This window comes from Burkholderia plantarii, assembly GCF_001411805.1.
Taxonomy (GTDB): Bacteria; Pseudomonadota; Gammaproteobacteria; order Burkholderiales; family Burkholderiaceae; genus Burkholderia; species Burkholderia plantarii.
Genome location: NZ_CP007212.1, coordinates 1,934,683 through 1,948,730, shown reverse-complemented (window position 1 = coordinate 1,948,730; position 14,048 = coordinate 1,934,683). Strand labels below are relative to the sequence as shown.

Sequence of the window (14,048 nt, the reverse complement as noted above, 5' to 3'; positions counted from 1 at the left end):
TGCTGCCCGTTTGGCATGTTGGGTTCGCTGCCGTTCTCCGTCGTGTTTGCCGGCGCTTCGTAATCGGGCGCCATGATGCATGCACGGATTTTTTCGCGGAATATCGCAAGCCGCATGGGCACCATCACCCGGAAAACACGAGGACGGAAGTATAGGTGATGTGCGGCAAATCCGCCGAACCTGCCAGGTGCCGCGTCATGCGCAAGCCCGGTCACGCCTCGGCGGATCGCCGGTTTGGCGTTATCGCATCAGGCGCAGGGTCTTGACGTCGATCTCCACGCTGTTCCAGTCCTTGTCGACCTCGCCTTCGACATGCACCTTGTCGGTCGGCACCACGGTCTGCCCCATCCAGCGCTTGTCATCGAGGTCGAGGCGGATCGTGCCGCTTTTATCGCGAAACTCGTACAGTTCATGTCCGATCTGCTTGACGATATGCCCTTCCAGCACGACCCAGGCATCGTCCGGCAACGACTTGGCCTGAGCGACCGTCGTCAGGCCCGGCGTCGGCCCCTTGAAGCCACCGGGCGATCCAAAGCCATCGTGTGAAACCGGGCCGCCCTGCCGGGCAAACGCGCCCACCGAAAACATGCCGAGCAAAATGGCCATCCCCATGCGTTTCATCTTCGTGCCCCCTTTGGCGAAGTGGTGAAAATCGACATCCCGGAATCGCTCCGTGTCGAATATCGCCGAGCCTAAAAGGCGCTCTTGATGGTTTCCATCGAACTCTTTCGAAAGTCGATGAAAACGCATGCGGAAACGGCAGTTGAATCGCCGCGCGGCAAACCTGCGGCAGTTGGTCGGACTAATTCGATTTTCAGTGTGAAATCAAGCAGCCTTGGTGATTGGCGGCACGATGAGTCCCGACAATATGCGACCGTATCGGCATTCTATTCTCGTATCGGCGTTCTATTTTTTATCGCCCCACCGATCATCAATTTGGCTTCAAGGAGAAACCATGCGATTCCCGCTCATCTTTTTCCTGTTGATCGGCGTGAGTCTCGCCGCCGGCGCCGCGCCTGAATCCACCGAAGGCACCGAAGGCACCGGCGGCGTCCTCTTCAAACGATACGACGAGATCGAGAAAGACCAGCAGCGCAAACAGGCCGACCTGATTCGCGAGTCGATCAAGACCCGGATGAATCAGGACCGCATGGATCTGCACGGAAAATTCCCTTATCAGGTCCATCGATACGTCGCGCCGGAACGATCGATTTCCATCCAGCCGCGCTCGAAGAACACGAGCACCTACTGCTTCACCGGCCCGGATCACTCGTCCACTTGCGGCGCGAGCCTGACCTGGTGAACGCGTGACACCGGCGCCCGATCAACCGGCGCCGTTTCCGCATCCGTGGCTTCAGGCCGCCCGCGCGCCGCCCAACTCGCGATCGACGGCCGCACGCGCCAGCGCCAGCACCTGATCGACGACGCGCCGCTCGCTGAGCCAGACGCCGTCGACATGCACGAGCCGCCAGCCGATCAGTTCGGCGTCGCCTTCCAGCACGCGATAGTGCGCCTTCTCGCCGATCCAGACCTGCTCCGTGCGCACTTCGAGCCGGTAGCCCTTGTACACCTCGGCGAAATTGCCGAGATCACGTCCTGTGGTTTCCATATTCGTCCTCCCGAGTCGCGTCCGATCGTTACCGATCAGTCGAATTGTTCCGACAAATACGCCCGGCCGTCGTCGGTCAGGTCGACGAGCCCGGCGCCGCTCTGGTAAACATAACCGTCGTTGAGCAAGCCGTCGATGAGGGGCGCGAACTGCGAAGGCATGGGGCGAAGGCCGCCGAACCGGTCGAGCCATTTCAGCGCGTCGATCGCGTCGGGACTGAGTACGGGAAACATGGATCGCCTCCGTCGTTGGGGAGAGCTTCGATCCTAGCACTACAAAATGAAAATACCGGCACGCGCCGTGCCAACGCCAGGCGGCCGCCATGCACGACAGCGCCGGCCGTCACCGGGCCGGCGCGCACCGCCCCGCGCGAGGCTCAGAGGCGCGCGATCGACACCTCGGTGGATTTCACGAGCGCGACGACTTCGGCGCCCACCTTGAGCTCCAGTTCGTCGACGGAGCGCGTCGTGATGACCGACGTGACGATGCCGAACGGCGTGTCGACGTCGACCTCGGACACCACCGGCCCGCGGATGATTTCCTTGACCTTGCCCTTGAACTGGTTGCGTACGTTGATGGCGATGATGCTCATTGGGGATTCGCTCCGAAAAGATCAATCAAATGGAGCCGGGCGGCGTCAGACCGCCCAGCGGATACGGGTCGCGGACGCGGCCGGCGGCTCGAACGCGTCCGGCGCATCGAGTCCCGGGCCGCCCTTGAGCACGCGCTGCAGCACGCGGTCCTCGAGCGCGGCGAACGACGCCGAAGCGCGCGCGCGCGGCCGATCGAGCGGCACCGGCTGATCGAGCGCGATCTTGCCCGCCTCGATCAGCAGAATCCGGTCGCCGAGCGCCACCGCCTCCTGCACGTCGTGCGTGACGAGCAGCGCCGTGAAGCGATGCTCACGCCAAAGCCGCTCGATCAGCGCATGCATCTCGATGCGCGTGAGCGCGTCGAGCGCGCCGAGCGGCTCGTCGAGCAGCAGCAGTTGCGGACGATGCACGAGCGCACGAGCCAGTGCGACGCGCTGGCGCTGCCCGCCCGACAGCTGCGCGGGCCAGTCGTTGGCGCGCTCGAGCAGGCCGACCTCGTCGAGCACGGCGCGCGCCTCGTCGCGCGCGCGCCGGCCAAGGCCGAGCATCACGTTCTGCAGCACCGTCTTCCACGGCAGCAGCCGCGCGTCCTGGTACATGATCCGCGTGTCGAGCGCGGCGCCGGTTTCGGTGCGCTTGACGAGCGTGCCGCCGGTCGGCTTTTCGAGTTCGGCGATCAGGCGAAGCAGCGTGGACTTGCCGCAGCCGCTGCGGCCGACGATCGCGACGAAGCTGCCGCGTTCGATCGACAGGTTGAAATCGCTGAGCACGGCGCGCTCGCCGTACTGCTTGCCGACGTGGCGCAGCTCGACCGAATGATCGGCGCCGCGCAGGTTCGCGCCGGCCTCGCGGTGCCGTGCGAGCGGCACCACGTGGGCGCCGGCGTCGCGCTCGAACACAGCGGCGTTCTGCCGGTCGGCGTCGGACGTGCGCGCCTGGGCCAGCTCGGCCTCGAGATCGGCGCCCGCGATCGGGCCATAGGTCGGATTCAGCGTGGTCGAGCTCATGATTTCGCTCCCGGTTGATACGCGGGGTGCCAGCGCAGCGTCGCGCGTTCGAGCCACTTCGCGAGCACGTCGGCGAGCTTGCCGAGGATCGCGTACAGCAGGATGCCGACCACCACCACGTCGGTTTGCAGGAATTCGCGCGCGTTCATCGTCATGTAGCCGATGCCGGATTGCGCGGAGATCGTTTCCGCCACGATCAGCATCACCCACATCAGGCCGAGCGCGAAGCGCACGCCGACCAGGATCGACGGCAGCGCGCCGGGCAGGATCACGTCGCGATAGAGCGCGAAGCCCTTCACGCCGTAGCTCTTCGCCATCTCGATCAGGTTCGCGTCGACCGAGCGGATGCCGTGGTACGTGTTGATGTAGATCGGGAAGAACACGCCGAGCGAGACGAGGAACAGCTTGGCCTTCTCGTCGATGCCGAACCAGAGGATCACGAGCGGAATCATCGCGAGCGCGGGAATGTTGCGGATCATCTGGATCGTCGAATCGAGCGCGACCTCGGCCGCCTTCGACAGCCCGGTCGCGAGGCCGAGCACGAGGCCCACGCCGCCGCCGATCGCGAAGCCGACCAGCGCGCGCCAGGTGCTGACCTTGACGTTGGCCCACATGTCGCCCGATTCGATCAAGGACCACGCGGCGCGCACCACGGCGAGCGGCTCGGGCAGCACGCGCGTGGACAGCGCGCCGGTGCGCGCGGCCAGCTCCCAAGCCAGCACCAGCGCGATCGGCACGAGCCACGGCGCGATCGCGCGCCAGCCGCGCAGCGCGACGCCGCGCACCACGCCGCGGCCGGCGCCTCCCAGGTTCTGAAGTGTCGGCGTTGCCATCGTCGTGCCTCCGTTCAGCTCTGGCTCGCGTTCGGCGCGTAGTGATTGCCGATCACCTCGCCGAACGGACCCGACAGCGGGCCGGTCCGGCGCTGGGTGCCCTCGCCCTTGTTGATCAGCGGGAACACGAGTTCGGCGAAGCGATACGATTCCTCGAGATGCGGATAGCCGGATAGGATGAAGGTCTCGATGCCGAGCGACGCGTATTCGCGCATCCGTTCGGCCACCTGTTTGGCACTGCCCACGAGCGCGGTGCCCGCGCCGCCGCGCACGAGGCCGACGCCGGCCCACAGGTTCGGATAGACCTCGAGCTCCTGGCGCGAACCACGCTTGCCGCCGTGCAGCGCGGCCATGCGGCGCTGCCCTTCCGAGTCCATCTTCGCGAACGATTTCTGCGCGCGCGCGATCGTCGCGTCGTCGAGCCGGCTGATCAGGCGGTCCGCGTCGGCCCACGCCTCCTCTTCCGTCTCGCGCACGATCACGTGCAGGCGGATGCCGAACTTGATCTGGCGGCCACGCGCCTCGGCGCGCGCGCGAATGTCGGCGATCTTCTTCTCGACCGCCTCGGGCGGCTCGCCCCAGGTCAGGTAGGTGTCGATGTGGTCGGCCGCGATCGCGTGCGCGGCCGGCGACGAGCCGCCGAACCACAGCGGCGGATGCGGATTCTGGACCGGCGGATAGAGCAGCTTGCCGCCCTTCGATTGCAGATGCTTGCCGTCGAAATCGACGTTGGCGCCATCGTGCGATTTCGCGAGCAGTTCGCGCCAGACGTGCAGGAATTCGTCGGTGATTTCGTAGCGCGTGTCGTGATCGACGAACACGCCGTCGCCTTCGAGTTCGGTCGTGTCGCCGCCCGTCACGACGTTGATCAGCAGGCGTCCTTCCGAGAGCCGGTCGAAGGTCGCGGCCATGCGCGCCGACAGGGCCGGCGACGACAGCCCCGGGCGCACCGCGACCAGGAACTTCAGCCGCCGGGTGGCGGGAATCAGGCTCGAGGCCACTACCCAGGCATCCTCGCAGGAACGGCCGGTGGGCAGCAGTACGCCTTCGTAGCCGAGCGTGTCGGCCGCCACGGCGACCTGCCGGAAATAATCGTAATCGGCCGCGCGCGCGCCTTCGGAGGTGCCGAGGTAGCGGCTGTCGCCGTGCGTCGGAATAAACCAGAACACATTCATCTGATGCTCCTGCCTGACTGTTCTTGCGAAATTCGGGCAAAGCGATCCCCTCGACGCGCGCGGCGCGCATCGAACGAAAAACGTCTGCCGGGAAAGGGGCTCGCCGGATCGATCCGCGCGGCGGGCGAGCTCGCGATTGCGCGGGGGACGGCACTACCGTCTCTGGGAAATCAGTCTAGGGAGGGGGTCATCGTTTAGGAACGATTTTTTTCAACTTAGGTTTTCCGCTTTCGTGATTTGCGCGCTGCTGCAGCGAATATCGCGACGCGTGGGCGATCGGACCGCGGCGGGCACCCCTATAATGGCAAACCCGAACCGACTCACCCGTGAAATCGGCCGATTGCCGCGCCCACCACGCTCTCCCCGATGCAGAAAGTCATCCTGCCGTTCCTGTCCGGCTTCCTCGCCGCCCTGTTCTTCCGCGAAGCGACGCTCGCGCTGCTGCACGCGGCGGGACTCATCGAGACGGCCGGCTTCTCGGTCGTGCCGTTCGCGCCGCTCGGCATGCCGGAATTCATTGTCAACGCGCTCGTCAGCGCGTGCTGGGCGATCCTGATGGCATGGCTGCTGCGCGTGGCGCCCGAGCGGCGCGCGCCGTGGGTGCAGGCGCTGGTATTCGGCGGCCTCGTGCCGACGGCCGCGCGCGTGTTCGTGATCGATCCGCTGCGCGGCATCTGGCCGGCCGGCAACATGCTCTCGCCGCTCGCGGTCGGCTTCGCGGCGAACGCGATCTGGGGCTGGGGCGCACTCGTGTTCATGCGCGCGTTCATGTCCGACGACGATTACGACGACTGAACCCGCCGCCGCGCTTGAACGATTTCGTTCGACGCGTCGCATGCGGGCCTCGGGCACGCGAGGTCCGCGCGCAACGAAGCACCGTTACCACTCAGTGCGCCTGCATCTTCGAGAACAGATTGAGGACGACGACGCCCGCGATGATCAGTCCGAGCCCGATCACGGCCGGCAGGTCCGGCACCTGCCTGTACAGCACGATCGCCACCAGCGTGATCAGCACGATGCCGGCGCCGGACCAGATCGCATAGACGATCCCGACCGGCATGCTCTTCAAGGTCAGCGACAAACCATAGAACGCGATGGCGTAGCCGGCCACCACGATCAGCGTCGGCACGAGCCGCGTGAATCCCTCGGATGCGCGCAGCGCGGACGTGCCGATCACCTCGGCGACGATCGCGAGCGCAAGCCATGCGTAGGCGGGCAGCTTCATTGCGCCGCCTCCCTCGCGAGCGCGAGCGCCGCGTAGTCGTGGCCGAGCTCCGCGCTGAGCGCCTCGACCACGAGCTCGTGATCGGCGCGCTGCGGCAGGCCCGACACCGTGACGGTGCCGATCACGCCCACGCCCGCGACGGCAAGCGGGAACGCGCCGCCGTGCTCGGCATACTCGGAGGCCGGCAGCGCGTGCTTCGCGAAGAGCGTGGTCCCGGCCTGCTTCATGCGCAGGCCGATCGCATACGAACTGCGCCGGAAATGCGCGACCGTGTTGCGCTTGCGCGCGATCCAGACGAGGTTGTCGGGCGTCGCGCCGTCGAGCGCCGCGAAGAACAGCGGCTGGCCGAAGGTGCCGATGTCGATCGCCACGGCGTGGCCGCGCGCCACCGCCATCTCGCGCAGCCGCACGCCGAGCGCCCAGGCGCGGCCGGTATCGAACTGCGGGAAGACGAGCGTGTGTTCCTGAACGAGGATGGATTGCAGATCGTGAGCGAGGTCCATGAAGATCGTCGAAGCGGGCGGCGCATCGCAGGCGGGTGGGCTGCCCGATGGTGAAAAGGTCCGGAGCCGGGACGCAAAACGGGACTCCCGCGCGGCCGAAAGATTCTAGCCTAGCGGTGCCACGCTCGACGCACCATGACGGGATCGAACAAAACGCTTGCACGCCGTCCGGGAACACCCTATAATTTAATTCTTCTGACGGACGCGGGGTGGAGCAGTCTGGCAGCTCGTCGGGCTCATAACCCGAAGGTCGTAGGTTCAAATCCTACCCCCGCAACCAAGTCGAATCGATGATGGGTCACAGCGCAAAGCTCGTGGCCCATTTTCGTTTTGGGGCGCCGGTATTGCATCGTCCGGTCGCCATCGACATGCGCCTGTTTCCGGCCCCCGCCAGGCCTCCGTTATCGCAGCGGGTTTGCGAGCCAGCGCGCCGACACGTTCGCGCCGCCGCCCTCCGCTGTTCAGGAATCGCCCCGCCCGGTGATACACTCGCATCACCCTTTCGCTCCCCATTCCCATGAAATTCTGCTCAGCCTGCGGCCACGAGGTCGTTGCGCGAATCCCGACCGGCGACAACCGCGAACGCTTCGTCTGCGACCAATGCGGCACGATCCACTACCAGAATCCGCGCAACGTGGTCGGCACGGTGCCGGTATGGGGCGAACAGGTGCTGCTGTGCCGGCGCGCGATCGAGCCTCGCTACGGCTACTGGACGCTGCCCGCGGGCTTCATGGAAATGGGCGAGACCACCTCGGAGGCCGCCGCGCGCGAGACGCTCGAGGAAGCGGGCGCGCACGTCGAGGTGCAGAACCTGTTCACGCTGCTCAACGTACCGCACGTGCATCAGGTCCATCTGTTCTATCTGGCGCGCCTGACCGATCCCGACTATTCGGCCGGCGAGGAAAGCCTCGAGGTGCGGCTGTTCGACGAAGCCGACATCCCGTGGGACGACATCGCGTTCCCCACCGTCAGCCAGACGCTGCGCCTGTTCTTCGCCGATCGCGAAGCCGGCTCGTTCGGCGTGCATACCGGCGACATCTTCCGCTCGCTGCGCAACGGCTGATCCGCGGCACCGGCATGGTCCCCTGGCTCGCCCCCGACGCCCCGTTCCCGCCCGTCGAGCGTGCGCTCGGCCCCGCGAGCGGCGCGCCGGGACTGCTCGCCGCGAGCGCCGAGCTGCACCCGGCGCGCGTGGCCGACGCCTATCATCGCGGCATCTTCCCCTGGTACTCGGACGGTCAGCCGGTGCTCTGGTGGAGCCCCGACCCGCGCATGATCCTGGTGCCGGCCGAGTTCCGCGTCTCGACCACGTTCCGCAAGACGCTGCGCCGCGTGCTGCGCGACGCACGCTGGGAGGTCCGCGTCGACGACGATTTCGCCGCCGTGATGCGGGCCTGCGCGCAGGCACCGCGCGCGGGCCAGCGCGGCACCTGGATCACCGACGAGATCGTCGACGCCTACACGGCACTGCATCGCGCCGGCAACGCGCACAGCGTCGAGACCTGGCTCGACGGCGAACGCGTGGGCGGCCTCTACGGCGTCGCGTTCGGCCGGATGTTCTTCGGCGAATCGATGTTCGCGCGCACCACCGACGCCTCGAAGATCGCGCTCGCGACGCTCGTCGCGCATCTGCTCGTGTACGGCATCGAGATGATCGACTGCCAGCAGAACACCGGCCACCTCGCCTCGCTCGGCGGCCGGGAAATCGAGCGCCAGCGCTTCGTCGCGCACGTGCGCGCCGCCACCGGCGAGCCGGGCATCCCGTGGCGCTTCGACAAGCAGGTGCTCGCGCGCCTGACCGGCCCGGCCGCGGCCGGCTGAAGCCGCCACGGGATCACGCGAAGTCGAGGCCAGGCCCGGGCACGCCAGCCATCACAAAATCGCGCCGAATCGGCCGCCCCGCGCCGCTTCCGGGCGGCCCGCGCGAAGCCCGCGAAGACTCCTCGGCGCGACAATTTTCATGTTACCTTTATCGACATCCGACCGGCCGGCGCCCGCCGAGGCCGGCACCATCCGACTCGCTATCCGATGCCCACCCTGACGATCCGCCGCCAGCACGCGTCGCCCGCCACGCCGGCCGCCGCGCATGCCGCCCATCGCGCCAGCGCCGCCCGCGTGGCGTGCCATCGCGCCGGGCCGGCCTGCGGAATCCGTTCGGGTCCGGCACGGAGCGCGACGGGTTCCGGCGCCGCGCGCCCGGCCCGCTGACGCACCAGTCCGCTTCGAGAGCTGCCCATGACTCATCCCACTGAGCTGCCGCTTTCACCGCTTTCGGCATTGCAGTTCTATGCCACCGCGCCCTACCCGTGCAGTTATCTCGACGGCCGCGTCGCGCGCTCCCAGGTCGCCACGCCGAGCCACCTGATCAATTCCGACATCTATACCGAACTCGTCAAGGCCGGCTTTCGCCGCTCGGGCGTGTTCACCTATCGCCCCTACTGCGACGGCTGCCGCGCCTGCATCCCGGTGCGCGTGCCGGTGGACGCGTTCACGCCGGGCCGCACCCAGCGCAAGATGTGGAACCGCCATCGCGCGCTGCTGGCCACGGTGTCGCCGCTGCACTACGACGAGGAGCACTACGCGCTCTACATGCGCTACCAGTCCGCGCGGCATGCGGGCGGCGGCATGGATCGCGACAGCCGCGACCAGTACGAACAGTTCCTGTTGCAGAGCCGGATCAATTCGCGGCTCGTGGAATTCCGCGACCCGCTGCCGGGCGAACACGGCACGCCCATGCCCGGCACGCTGCGCATGATCAGCATGATCGACATCCTCGGCGACGGGCTCTCGTCGGTCTACACGTTCTTCGAACCCGGCGACGGCAACGCGAGCTACGGCACCTACAACATCCTCTGGCAGATCGAGCAGGCACGCAGCCTGCGCCTGCCCTACGTCTACCTCGGCTACTGGATCCGCGAGAGCCCGAAGATGGCCTACAAGGCGAACTTCCGGCCGCTCGAAGGGCTCATCGACGGCCGCTGGAAACCGCTCGACCCGACCACCGTCGACCTGCCGCCGGTGGACGCGGCGCTCGCGCGCGCGCCGCTGCCGGCCGGCCACGGCGGCACGCGCTGAGGCCACGGCGGCCGGGCCCGGCCGCCGTTCGGTTAAAATGGCGGGTTATCAATTTTCGGCCCCGCCCTTCCCGTCGTGTTCAGCTCCCTTTATCCGCTTGCCCGCGCGTCCCTGTTCCGGATGGACGCGGAAGACGCCCACCACCTGACGCTGCGCCTGCTCGGCGCCGCCGGCCGCGCCCGCGTGGCCGGGCTGCTCGCGCCGAGCGTGCCGGACGCGCCGCGCACCGTGATGGGCCTCACGTTCCGCAACCCGGTGGGGCTCGCGGCCGGGCTCGACAAGGACGGCGCCTGCATCGACGGGCTCGCCGCGCTCGGCTTCGGCTTCATCGAGGTCGGCACGGTCACGCCGCGCGCGCAGCCGGGCAACCCGCGCCCGCGCATGTTCCGCCTGCCGCAGGCCGAGGCGGTGATCAACCGGATGGGCTTCAACAACCACGGCGTCGAGCAGTTCGTGCAGAACGTGCAGGCCGCGCGCTATCGCGGCGTACTGGGCCTGAACATCGGCAAGAACGCCGACACGCCGATCGAGCGCGCGGCCGACGATTACCTTTATTGCCTCGAGCGCGTCTACCCGTTCGCGAGCTACGTGACGATCAACATCTCGTCGCCGAACACGAAGAACCTGCGCCAGTTGCAGGGCTCGAACGAGCTCGACGCGCTGCTCGCCGCGCTGAAGGACAAGCAGGCGCGCCTGGCCGACCTGCACGGCAAGCTGGTGCCGCTCGCGCTGAAGATCGCGCCCGATCTCGACGACGAACAGGTCAGGGAAATCGCCGCGCTGCTGCTGCGCCATCGCATCGAGGCCGTGATCGCCACCAACACCACGCTTTCGCGCAGCGCCGTGCAGGGTCTGCCGCACGCCGAGGAAGCGGGCGGCCTGTCGGGGCGGCCGGTGTTCGACGCGTCCAACGAGGTGATCCGCAAGCTGCACGCCGAGCTCGGCGGCGCGGTACCGATCATCGGGGTTGGCGGCATCTTTTCGGGCGACGACGCGCGTGCGAAACTCGCCGCGGGCGCGTCGCTGGTGCAGCTCTACACGGGCTTCATCTATCGCGGGCCGCCGCTCGTCGCCGATTGCGTGCGTGCCATCGCGCGCGGCTGATATCGCGGTTATATGGAAATGAACAAACGATAGTTAGGCTTGTGCCTGCGCTTCGCTATGATGCGCCGCTATCGTCAACGCCCGCTGCGGGCATTACAGGGAACAGAATGAAGATTGCGTTGCTGAAGAAGCTCCTGACCGCCGGCCTGATCGGCGCGTCGCTCGTCGCCGCCACCGCGCACGCGGCCGATCTGCTCGATCAGGTCAAACAGCGCGGCACGCTGCGCATCGGCCTCGAAGGCACGTTCCCGCCGTTCAATTCGAAGTCGCCGCAGGGCGACCTGGTCGGCTACGACGTCGACATCGCCAAGGCCGTGGCCGCCAAGCTGGGCCTGAAGCCCGAGTTCGTCACGACCGAGTGGAGCGGCATCATCGCCGGCCTGCAGGCGGGCAAGTTCGACGTGATCGTCAACCAGGTCGGCGTGACCGACAAGCGCAAGGAAGTGCTCGACTTCTCGCCGGGCTATACGTACTCGGCCGCGCAGCTGATCCAGCGCAAGGACGACACGCGTCAGTTCAAGTCGCTCGACGACCTCAAGGGCAAGAAGCTCGGCGTCGGCCTCGGCACGAACTACATGGACATGGCCAAGTCGGTGCCGGGCATCGACGTGAAGACCTACCCGGGCGCGCCCGAGTATCTGCGTGACCTCGCGGCCGGCCGCCTCGACGCGGCGCTCAACGACCGCCTGATGCTCGCCTACCTGCTGAAGAACTCGCAGCTGCCGCTGCGCACCGGCGCGACGCTGCAGGCCGGCGAACCGTCGGCGATCCCGTTCAAGAAGGGCAACCCGCAGTTCGCCAAGGCGATCGACGAGGCGATGACCCAGCTCGAGGCCGACGGCACCTTCACGAAGATCTCGGACAAGTGGTTCGGCATCGACGTGTCGAAGCCGATCAAGTAAGTCCCGCCGCGCCACGTGCGCGCTTGCAGGGCGGCGCCGGCGACGGTGCCGCCCTTCGCTTTATATCGTCGGTTTATGATGGCGCTTTTCGCGCCGGCCTCACCCGCTCCACATGTCGATCACTTCCCTGCTCGTCGATTCGCTGCCCGTGCTTGCGCAGGGCGCGGTGTTGACCGTCAAGTTCGCCGTCCTGTCGATGGTGTTCGGCCTCATCGCCGCCGTCGGGCTCGCGCTGATGGGCATCGCCCGCAGCCGCGTGCTCAATGCGATCGCACGCGTCTACGTGAGCCTGATGCGCGGCACGCCGCTGCTGGTGCAGATCTTCGTCATCTACTACGGCCTGCCGAGCCTCGGCATCTCGCTCGATCCGACGCCGGCCGGCGTGATCGCGCTGTCGGCGAACGTCGCGGCCTACATGTCCGAAAGCATGCGCGGCGCGATCAACGGCATCGAGAGCGGCCAGTGGCTCGCCTCGTACAGCCTCGGCCTGTCGTGGGGGCAGACGCTGCGCTACGTGATCGGCCCGCAGGCGCTGCGGATCGCCGTGCCGAGCCTGTCGAACAGCCTCATCAGCCTGATCAAGGACACCTCGCTGGTCTCGGTGATCACCGTCACGGAGCTGCTGCGCAGCGCCCAGGAGATCATCGCCTCGACCTACCAGCCGCTGCCGCTCTATCTCGCGGCCGCGGCCGTCTACTGGGTGCTGTGCCAGATCCTCGAGTGGGTGCAGCGCTGGTGGGAGCGCCGGCTCGCGCTGCCGGGGCGGCACTGAAGCGTGAAGCTTGAAGCCGGCGGCCCGCGCCGGCCCTGACGCAGCTGGGGTGTGGGCGCGATCTCGGCGAGCCGCCCGCCGTCAATCGAACGTCCCCGGTCGACGGCCTGCCGCCGTCAGCCCGCGCTCGCGTCGTCAGCCGCGAACCGCACGCCGAGCGCCGCGCGCGCCGCGTCGCACAGCGCGATCATGTGGCGCGAATGCGCGTGCGTCATCACCGGGCTTTCGAGCCGCCCTTCGCGCAGCAGCGCGCAGAAGTGCTCGGTCTCGTAGTTGAGGCCGCCGCCCGAAAACGGCTCGTCGAGCTCGACGACGCGGCCGTCCGCGTAACGGATCGTCGCCTTCGCCGGATTCCACCAGTTCTCGTGGATCGTCACGGTCCCGCCCGCCGCGCCGAGCAGCGCGTCGCCGCGCCCCATCACGTCGAGCCCGCAGAACAGCTGCGCGATGCCGCCTTCGGCATGAAGGCTGTTCAGGCTCGCGAACACGTCCACGCCGCTCGCGCCGACGCGGCCGAGCGTCTGCACCTCGCGCGCCTCGCCGAGCCAGTCGACCGCGAGAAACAGTTCGTAGATGCCGATGTCGAGCAGCGCGCCGCCGGCCGCCTCGAAACTGAAGCTTGGATGATCGGCCGGCACCGTCGAGAACGCGCCGCCGGCCCGCACCAGCCGGATCGCGCCGATCGGGTCGCGCGCGAGATGCTCGCGCAGCCGCCGGTAGAGCGGATAGAACGGCGGTTTCATGGCCTCCATGAACAGCCGCCCGGCCGCCGCAGCGGCCGCCAGCACGGCGTCGAGCTCGCGCGCGTTGACGGTGGCCGGCTTCTCGCAGAGCACGGCCTTGCCGGCCGCGAGCGCGGCGAGCGCGTAACGCGCGTGGCTGTCGTTGAGGGTCGCGATGTAGATCGCGTCGAGATCGGACGCGCATAGCGCCTCGAAGCTCGCCGCGGGCGTGCCGCCCAGCTCGGCGCAGAACGCGGCGGCCGCTTCCGGGCGGCGTGCCCAGACCTGCGAGAGCGTGGCGTGAGCCACATGGGTCAGCGATTGCGCGAAGCGGCGCGCGATCGCGCCCGCGCCGACGATGCCGAAACGGATCGGTTGGGAAGAAGGAGCGGTCATCGGGATCGGAGTTGAACGGGAAACCTCGCCGGCCAAGCCGGCGGCCGGCCGTCATGATAACGGCCGGCGGGGGCCGGTGTCCCGCCCGCGCCGCAGTGCCTCCGCCCGTTCCCTAATCAGTCCGTCTCGGCA

At 67.7% G+C, this 14,048-nt stretch carries 18 protein-coding genes and 1 tRNA gene; 9 read left to right on the top strand and 10 right to left on the bottom strand.

From position 1 onward, the window contains the following. Positions 1-240: 240 nt before the first annotated feature. Positions 241-750 carry a YgiW/YdeI family stress tolerance OB fold protein gene (locus bpln_RS08350; RefSeq protein ID WP_275472434.1) on the bottom strand — a complete coding sequence of 170 codons (510 nt, stop codon included), beginning with the start codon at positions 748-750 and terminating at the stop codon, positions 241-243. A 205-nt stretch (positions 751-955) separates the two neighbouring features. Between bpln_RS08350 and bpln_RS08345 the strand changes: the two genes are divergently transcribed. Continuing rightward, on the top strand, positions 956-1,303 hold the full coding sequence (locus tag bpln_RS08345) for a hypothetical protein (RefSeq protein ID WP_055138556.1): 348 nt from the start codon (positions 956-958) through the stop codon (positions 1,301-1,303). A 51-nt stretch (positions 1,304-1,354) separates the two neighbouring features. Here bpln_RS08345 and bpln_RS08340 read toward each other — a convergent pair whose 3' ends face one another. The 6 genes from bpln_RS08340 to ssuD all read right to left on the bottom strand — a co-directional run bounded on the left by bpln_RS08340 (position 1,355) and on the right by ssuD (position 5,217). Next, positions 1,355-1,609: a hypothetical protein gene (locus bpln_RS08340; RefSeq protein WP_042624767.1), complete on the bottom strand. Its 255-nt coding sequence runs from the start codon at positions 1,607-1,609 to the stop codon at positions 1,355-1,357. 35 nt (positions 1,610-1,644) lie between these two features. Continuing rightward, entirely contained in the window at positions 1,645-1,842 is a 198-nt protein-coding gene (locus tag bpln_RS08335) for a hypothetical protein (RefSeq protein ID WP_042624766.1), read from the bottom strand. A 143-nt stretch (positions 1,843-1,985) separates the two neighbouring features. Further along, positions 1,986-2,201 carry a TOBE domain-containing protein gene (locus bpln_RS08330; RefSeq protein WP_013697841.1) on the bottom strand — a complete coding sequence of 72 codons (216 nt, stop codon included), beginning with the start codon at positions 2,199-2,201 and terminating at the stop codon, positions 1,986-1,988. A gap of 45 nt (positions 2,202-2,246) precedes the next feature. Then, positions 2,247-3,209, bottom strand: coding sequence for an ATP-binding cassette domain-containing protein (locus bpln_RS08325; RefSeq protein WP_055138555.1), 963 nt, complete (start codon positions 3,207-3,209; stop codon positions 2,247-2,249). Next, positions 3,206-4,042, bottom strand: a complete 837-nt coding sequence (gene ssuC / locus bpln_RS08320; protein ID WP_042624764.1) for an aliphatic sulfonate ABC transporter permease SsuC — start codon at positions 4,040-4,042, stop codon at positions 3,206-3,208. The genes bpln_RS08325 and ssuC overlap by 4 nt, the downstream gene beginning before the upstream one ends. 14 nt (positions 4,043-4,056) lie before the next feature. Continuing rightward, positions 4,057-5,217, bottom strand: coding sequence for an FMNH2-dependent alkanesulfonate monooxygenase (ssuD, locus tag bpln_RS08315; protein ID WP_055138554.1), 1,161 nt, complete (start codon positions 5,215-5,217; stop codon positions 4,057-4,059). 366 nt (positions 5,218-5,583) lie between these two features. Between ssuD and bpln_RS08310 the strand changes: the two genes are divergently transcribed. Continuing rightward, positions 5,584-6,012, top strand: coding sequence for a hypothetical protein (locus bpln_RS08310; RefSeq protein ID WP_042624762.1), 429 nt, complete (start codon positions 5,584-5,586; stop codon positions 6,010-6,012). Positions 6,013-6,103: 91 nt separating this feature from the next. Here the strand turns inward: bpln_RS08310 and bpln_RS08305 are convergent, their stop codons facing one another. After that, complete coding sequence (locus bpln_RS08305; RefSeq protein WP_042624761.1) at positions 6,104-6,442, bottom strand: DMT family transporter; 339 nt, start codon at positions 6,440-6,442, stop codon at positions 6,104-6,106. Beyond that, positions 6,439-6,945 carry a heme-degrading domain-containing protein gene (locus tag bpln_RS08300; RefSeq protein WP_042624760.1) on the bottom strand — a complete coding sequence of 169 codons (507 nt, stop codon included), beginning with the start codon at positions 6,943-6,945 and terminating at the stop codon, positions 6,439-6,441. Before bpln_RS08300 ends, bpln_RS08305 begins: the two co-directional genes overlap by 4 nt. A 203-nt stretch (positions 6,946-7,148) precedes the next feature. On the opposite strand from bpln_RS08300, the gene bpln_RS08295 reads away from it, so the two are divergent. The 7 genes from bpln_RS08295 (at position 7,149) to bpln_RS08265 (ending at position 12,798) form a co-directional block, all read left to right on the top strand. Further along, positions 7,149-7,225, top strand: a tRNA-Met gene (locus bpln_RS08295). Between the two features lie 237 nt (positions 7,226-7,462). Continuing rightward, the gene (locus bpln_RS08290) at positions 7,463-8,008 is read left to right on the top strand and encodes an NUDIX hydrolase (RefSeq protein WP_042624759.1); all 546 of its coding nucleotides are present in this window, start codon (positions 7,463-7,465) and stop codon (positions 8,006-8,008) included. Between the two features lie 14 nt (positions 8,009-8,022). Continuing rightward, entirely contained in the window at positions 8,023-8,766 is a 744-nt protein-coding gene (gene aat, locus bpln_RS08285) for a leucyl/phenylalanyl-tRNA--protein transferase (protein WP_055138553.1), read from the top strand. 414 nt (positions 8,767-9,180) lie between these two features. Next, positions 9,181-10,020: an arginyltransferase gene (locus tag bpln_RS08280; RefSeq protein ID WP_055138552.1), complete on the top strand. Its 840-nt coding sequence runs from the start codon at positions 9,181-9,183 to the stop codon at positions 10,018-10,020. A 75-nt stretch (positions 10,021-10,095) separates the two neighbouring features. Continuing rightward, entirely contained in the window at positions 10,096-11,124 is a 1,029-nt protein-coding gene (locus bpln_RS08275; protein ID WP_042624756.1) for a quinone-dependent dihydroorotate dehydrogenase, read from the top strand. A gap of 107 nt (positions 11,125-11,231) precedes the next feature. Beyond that, the gene (locus bpln_RS08270; RefSeq protein ID WP_042624755.1) at positions 11,232-12,026 is read left to right on the top strand and encodes a transporter substrate-binding domain-containing protein; all 795 of its coding nucleotides are present in this window, start codon (positions 11,232-11,234) and stop codon (positions 12,024-12,026) included. A 112-nt stretch (positions 12,027-12,138) separates the two neighbouring features. Continuing rightward, the gene (locus tag bpln_RS08265; RefSeq protein WP_042624754.1) at positions 12,139-12,798 is read left to right on the top strand and encodes an amino acid ABC transporter permease; all 660 of its coding nucleotides are present in this window, start codon (positions 12,139-12,141) and stop codon (positions 12,796-12,798) included. 116 nt (positions 12,799-12,914) lie between these two features. Here bpln_RS08265 and bpln_RS08260 read toward each other — a convergent pair whose 3' ends face one another. Continuing rightward, the gene (locus bpln_RS08260) at positions 12,915-13,916 is read right to left on the bottom strand and encodes a Gfo/Idh/MocA family protein (protein WP_055138551.1); all 1,002 of its coding nucleotides are present in this window, start codon (positions 13,914-13,916) and stop codon (positions 12,915-12,917) included. Positions 13,917-14,048 lie beyond the last annotated feature (132 nt).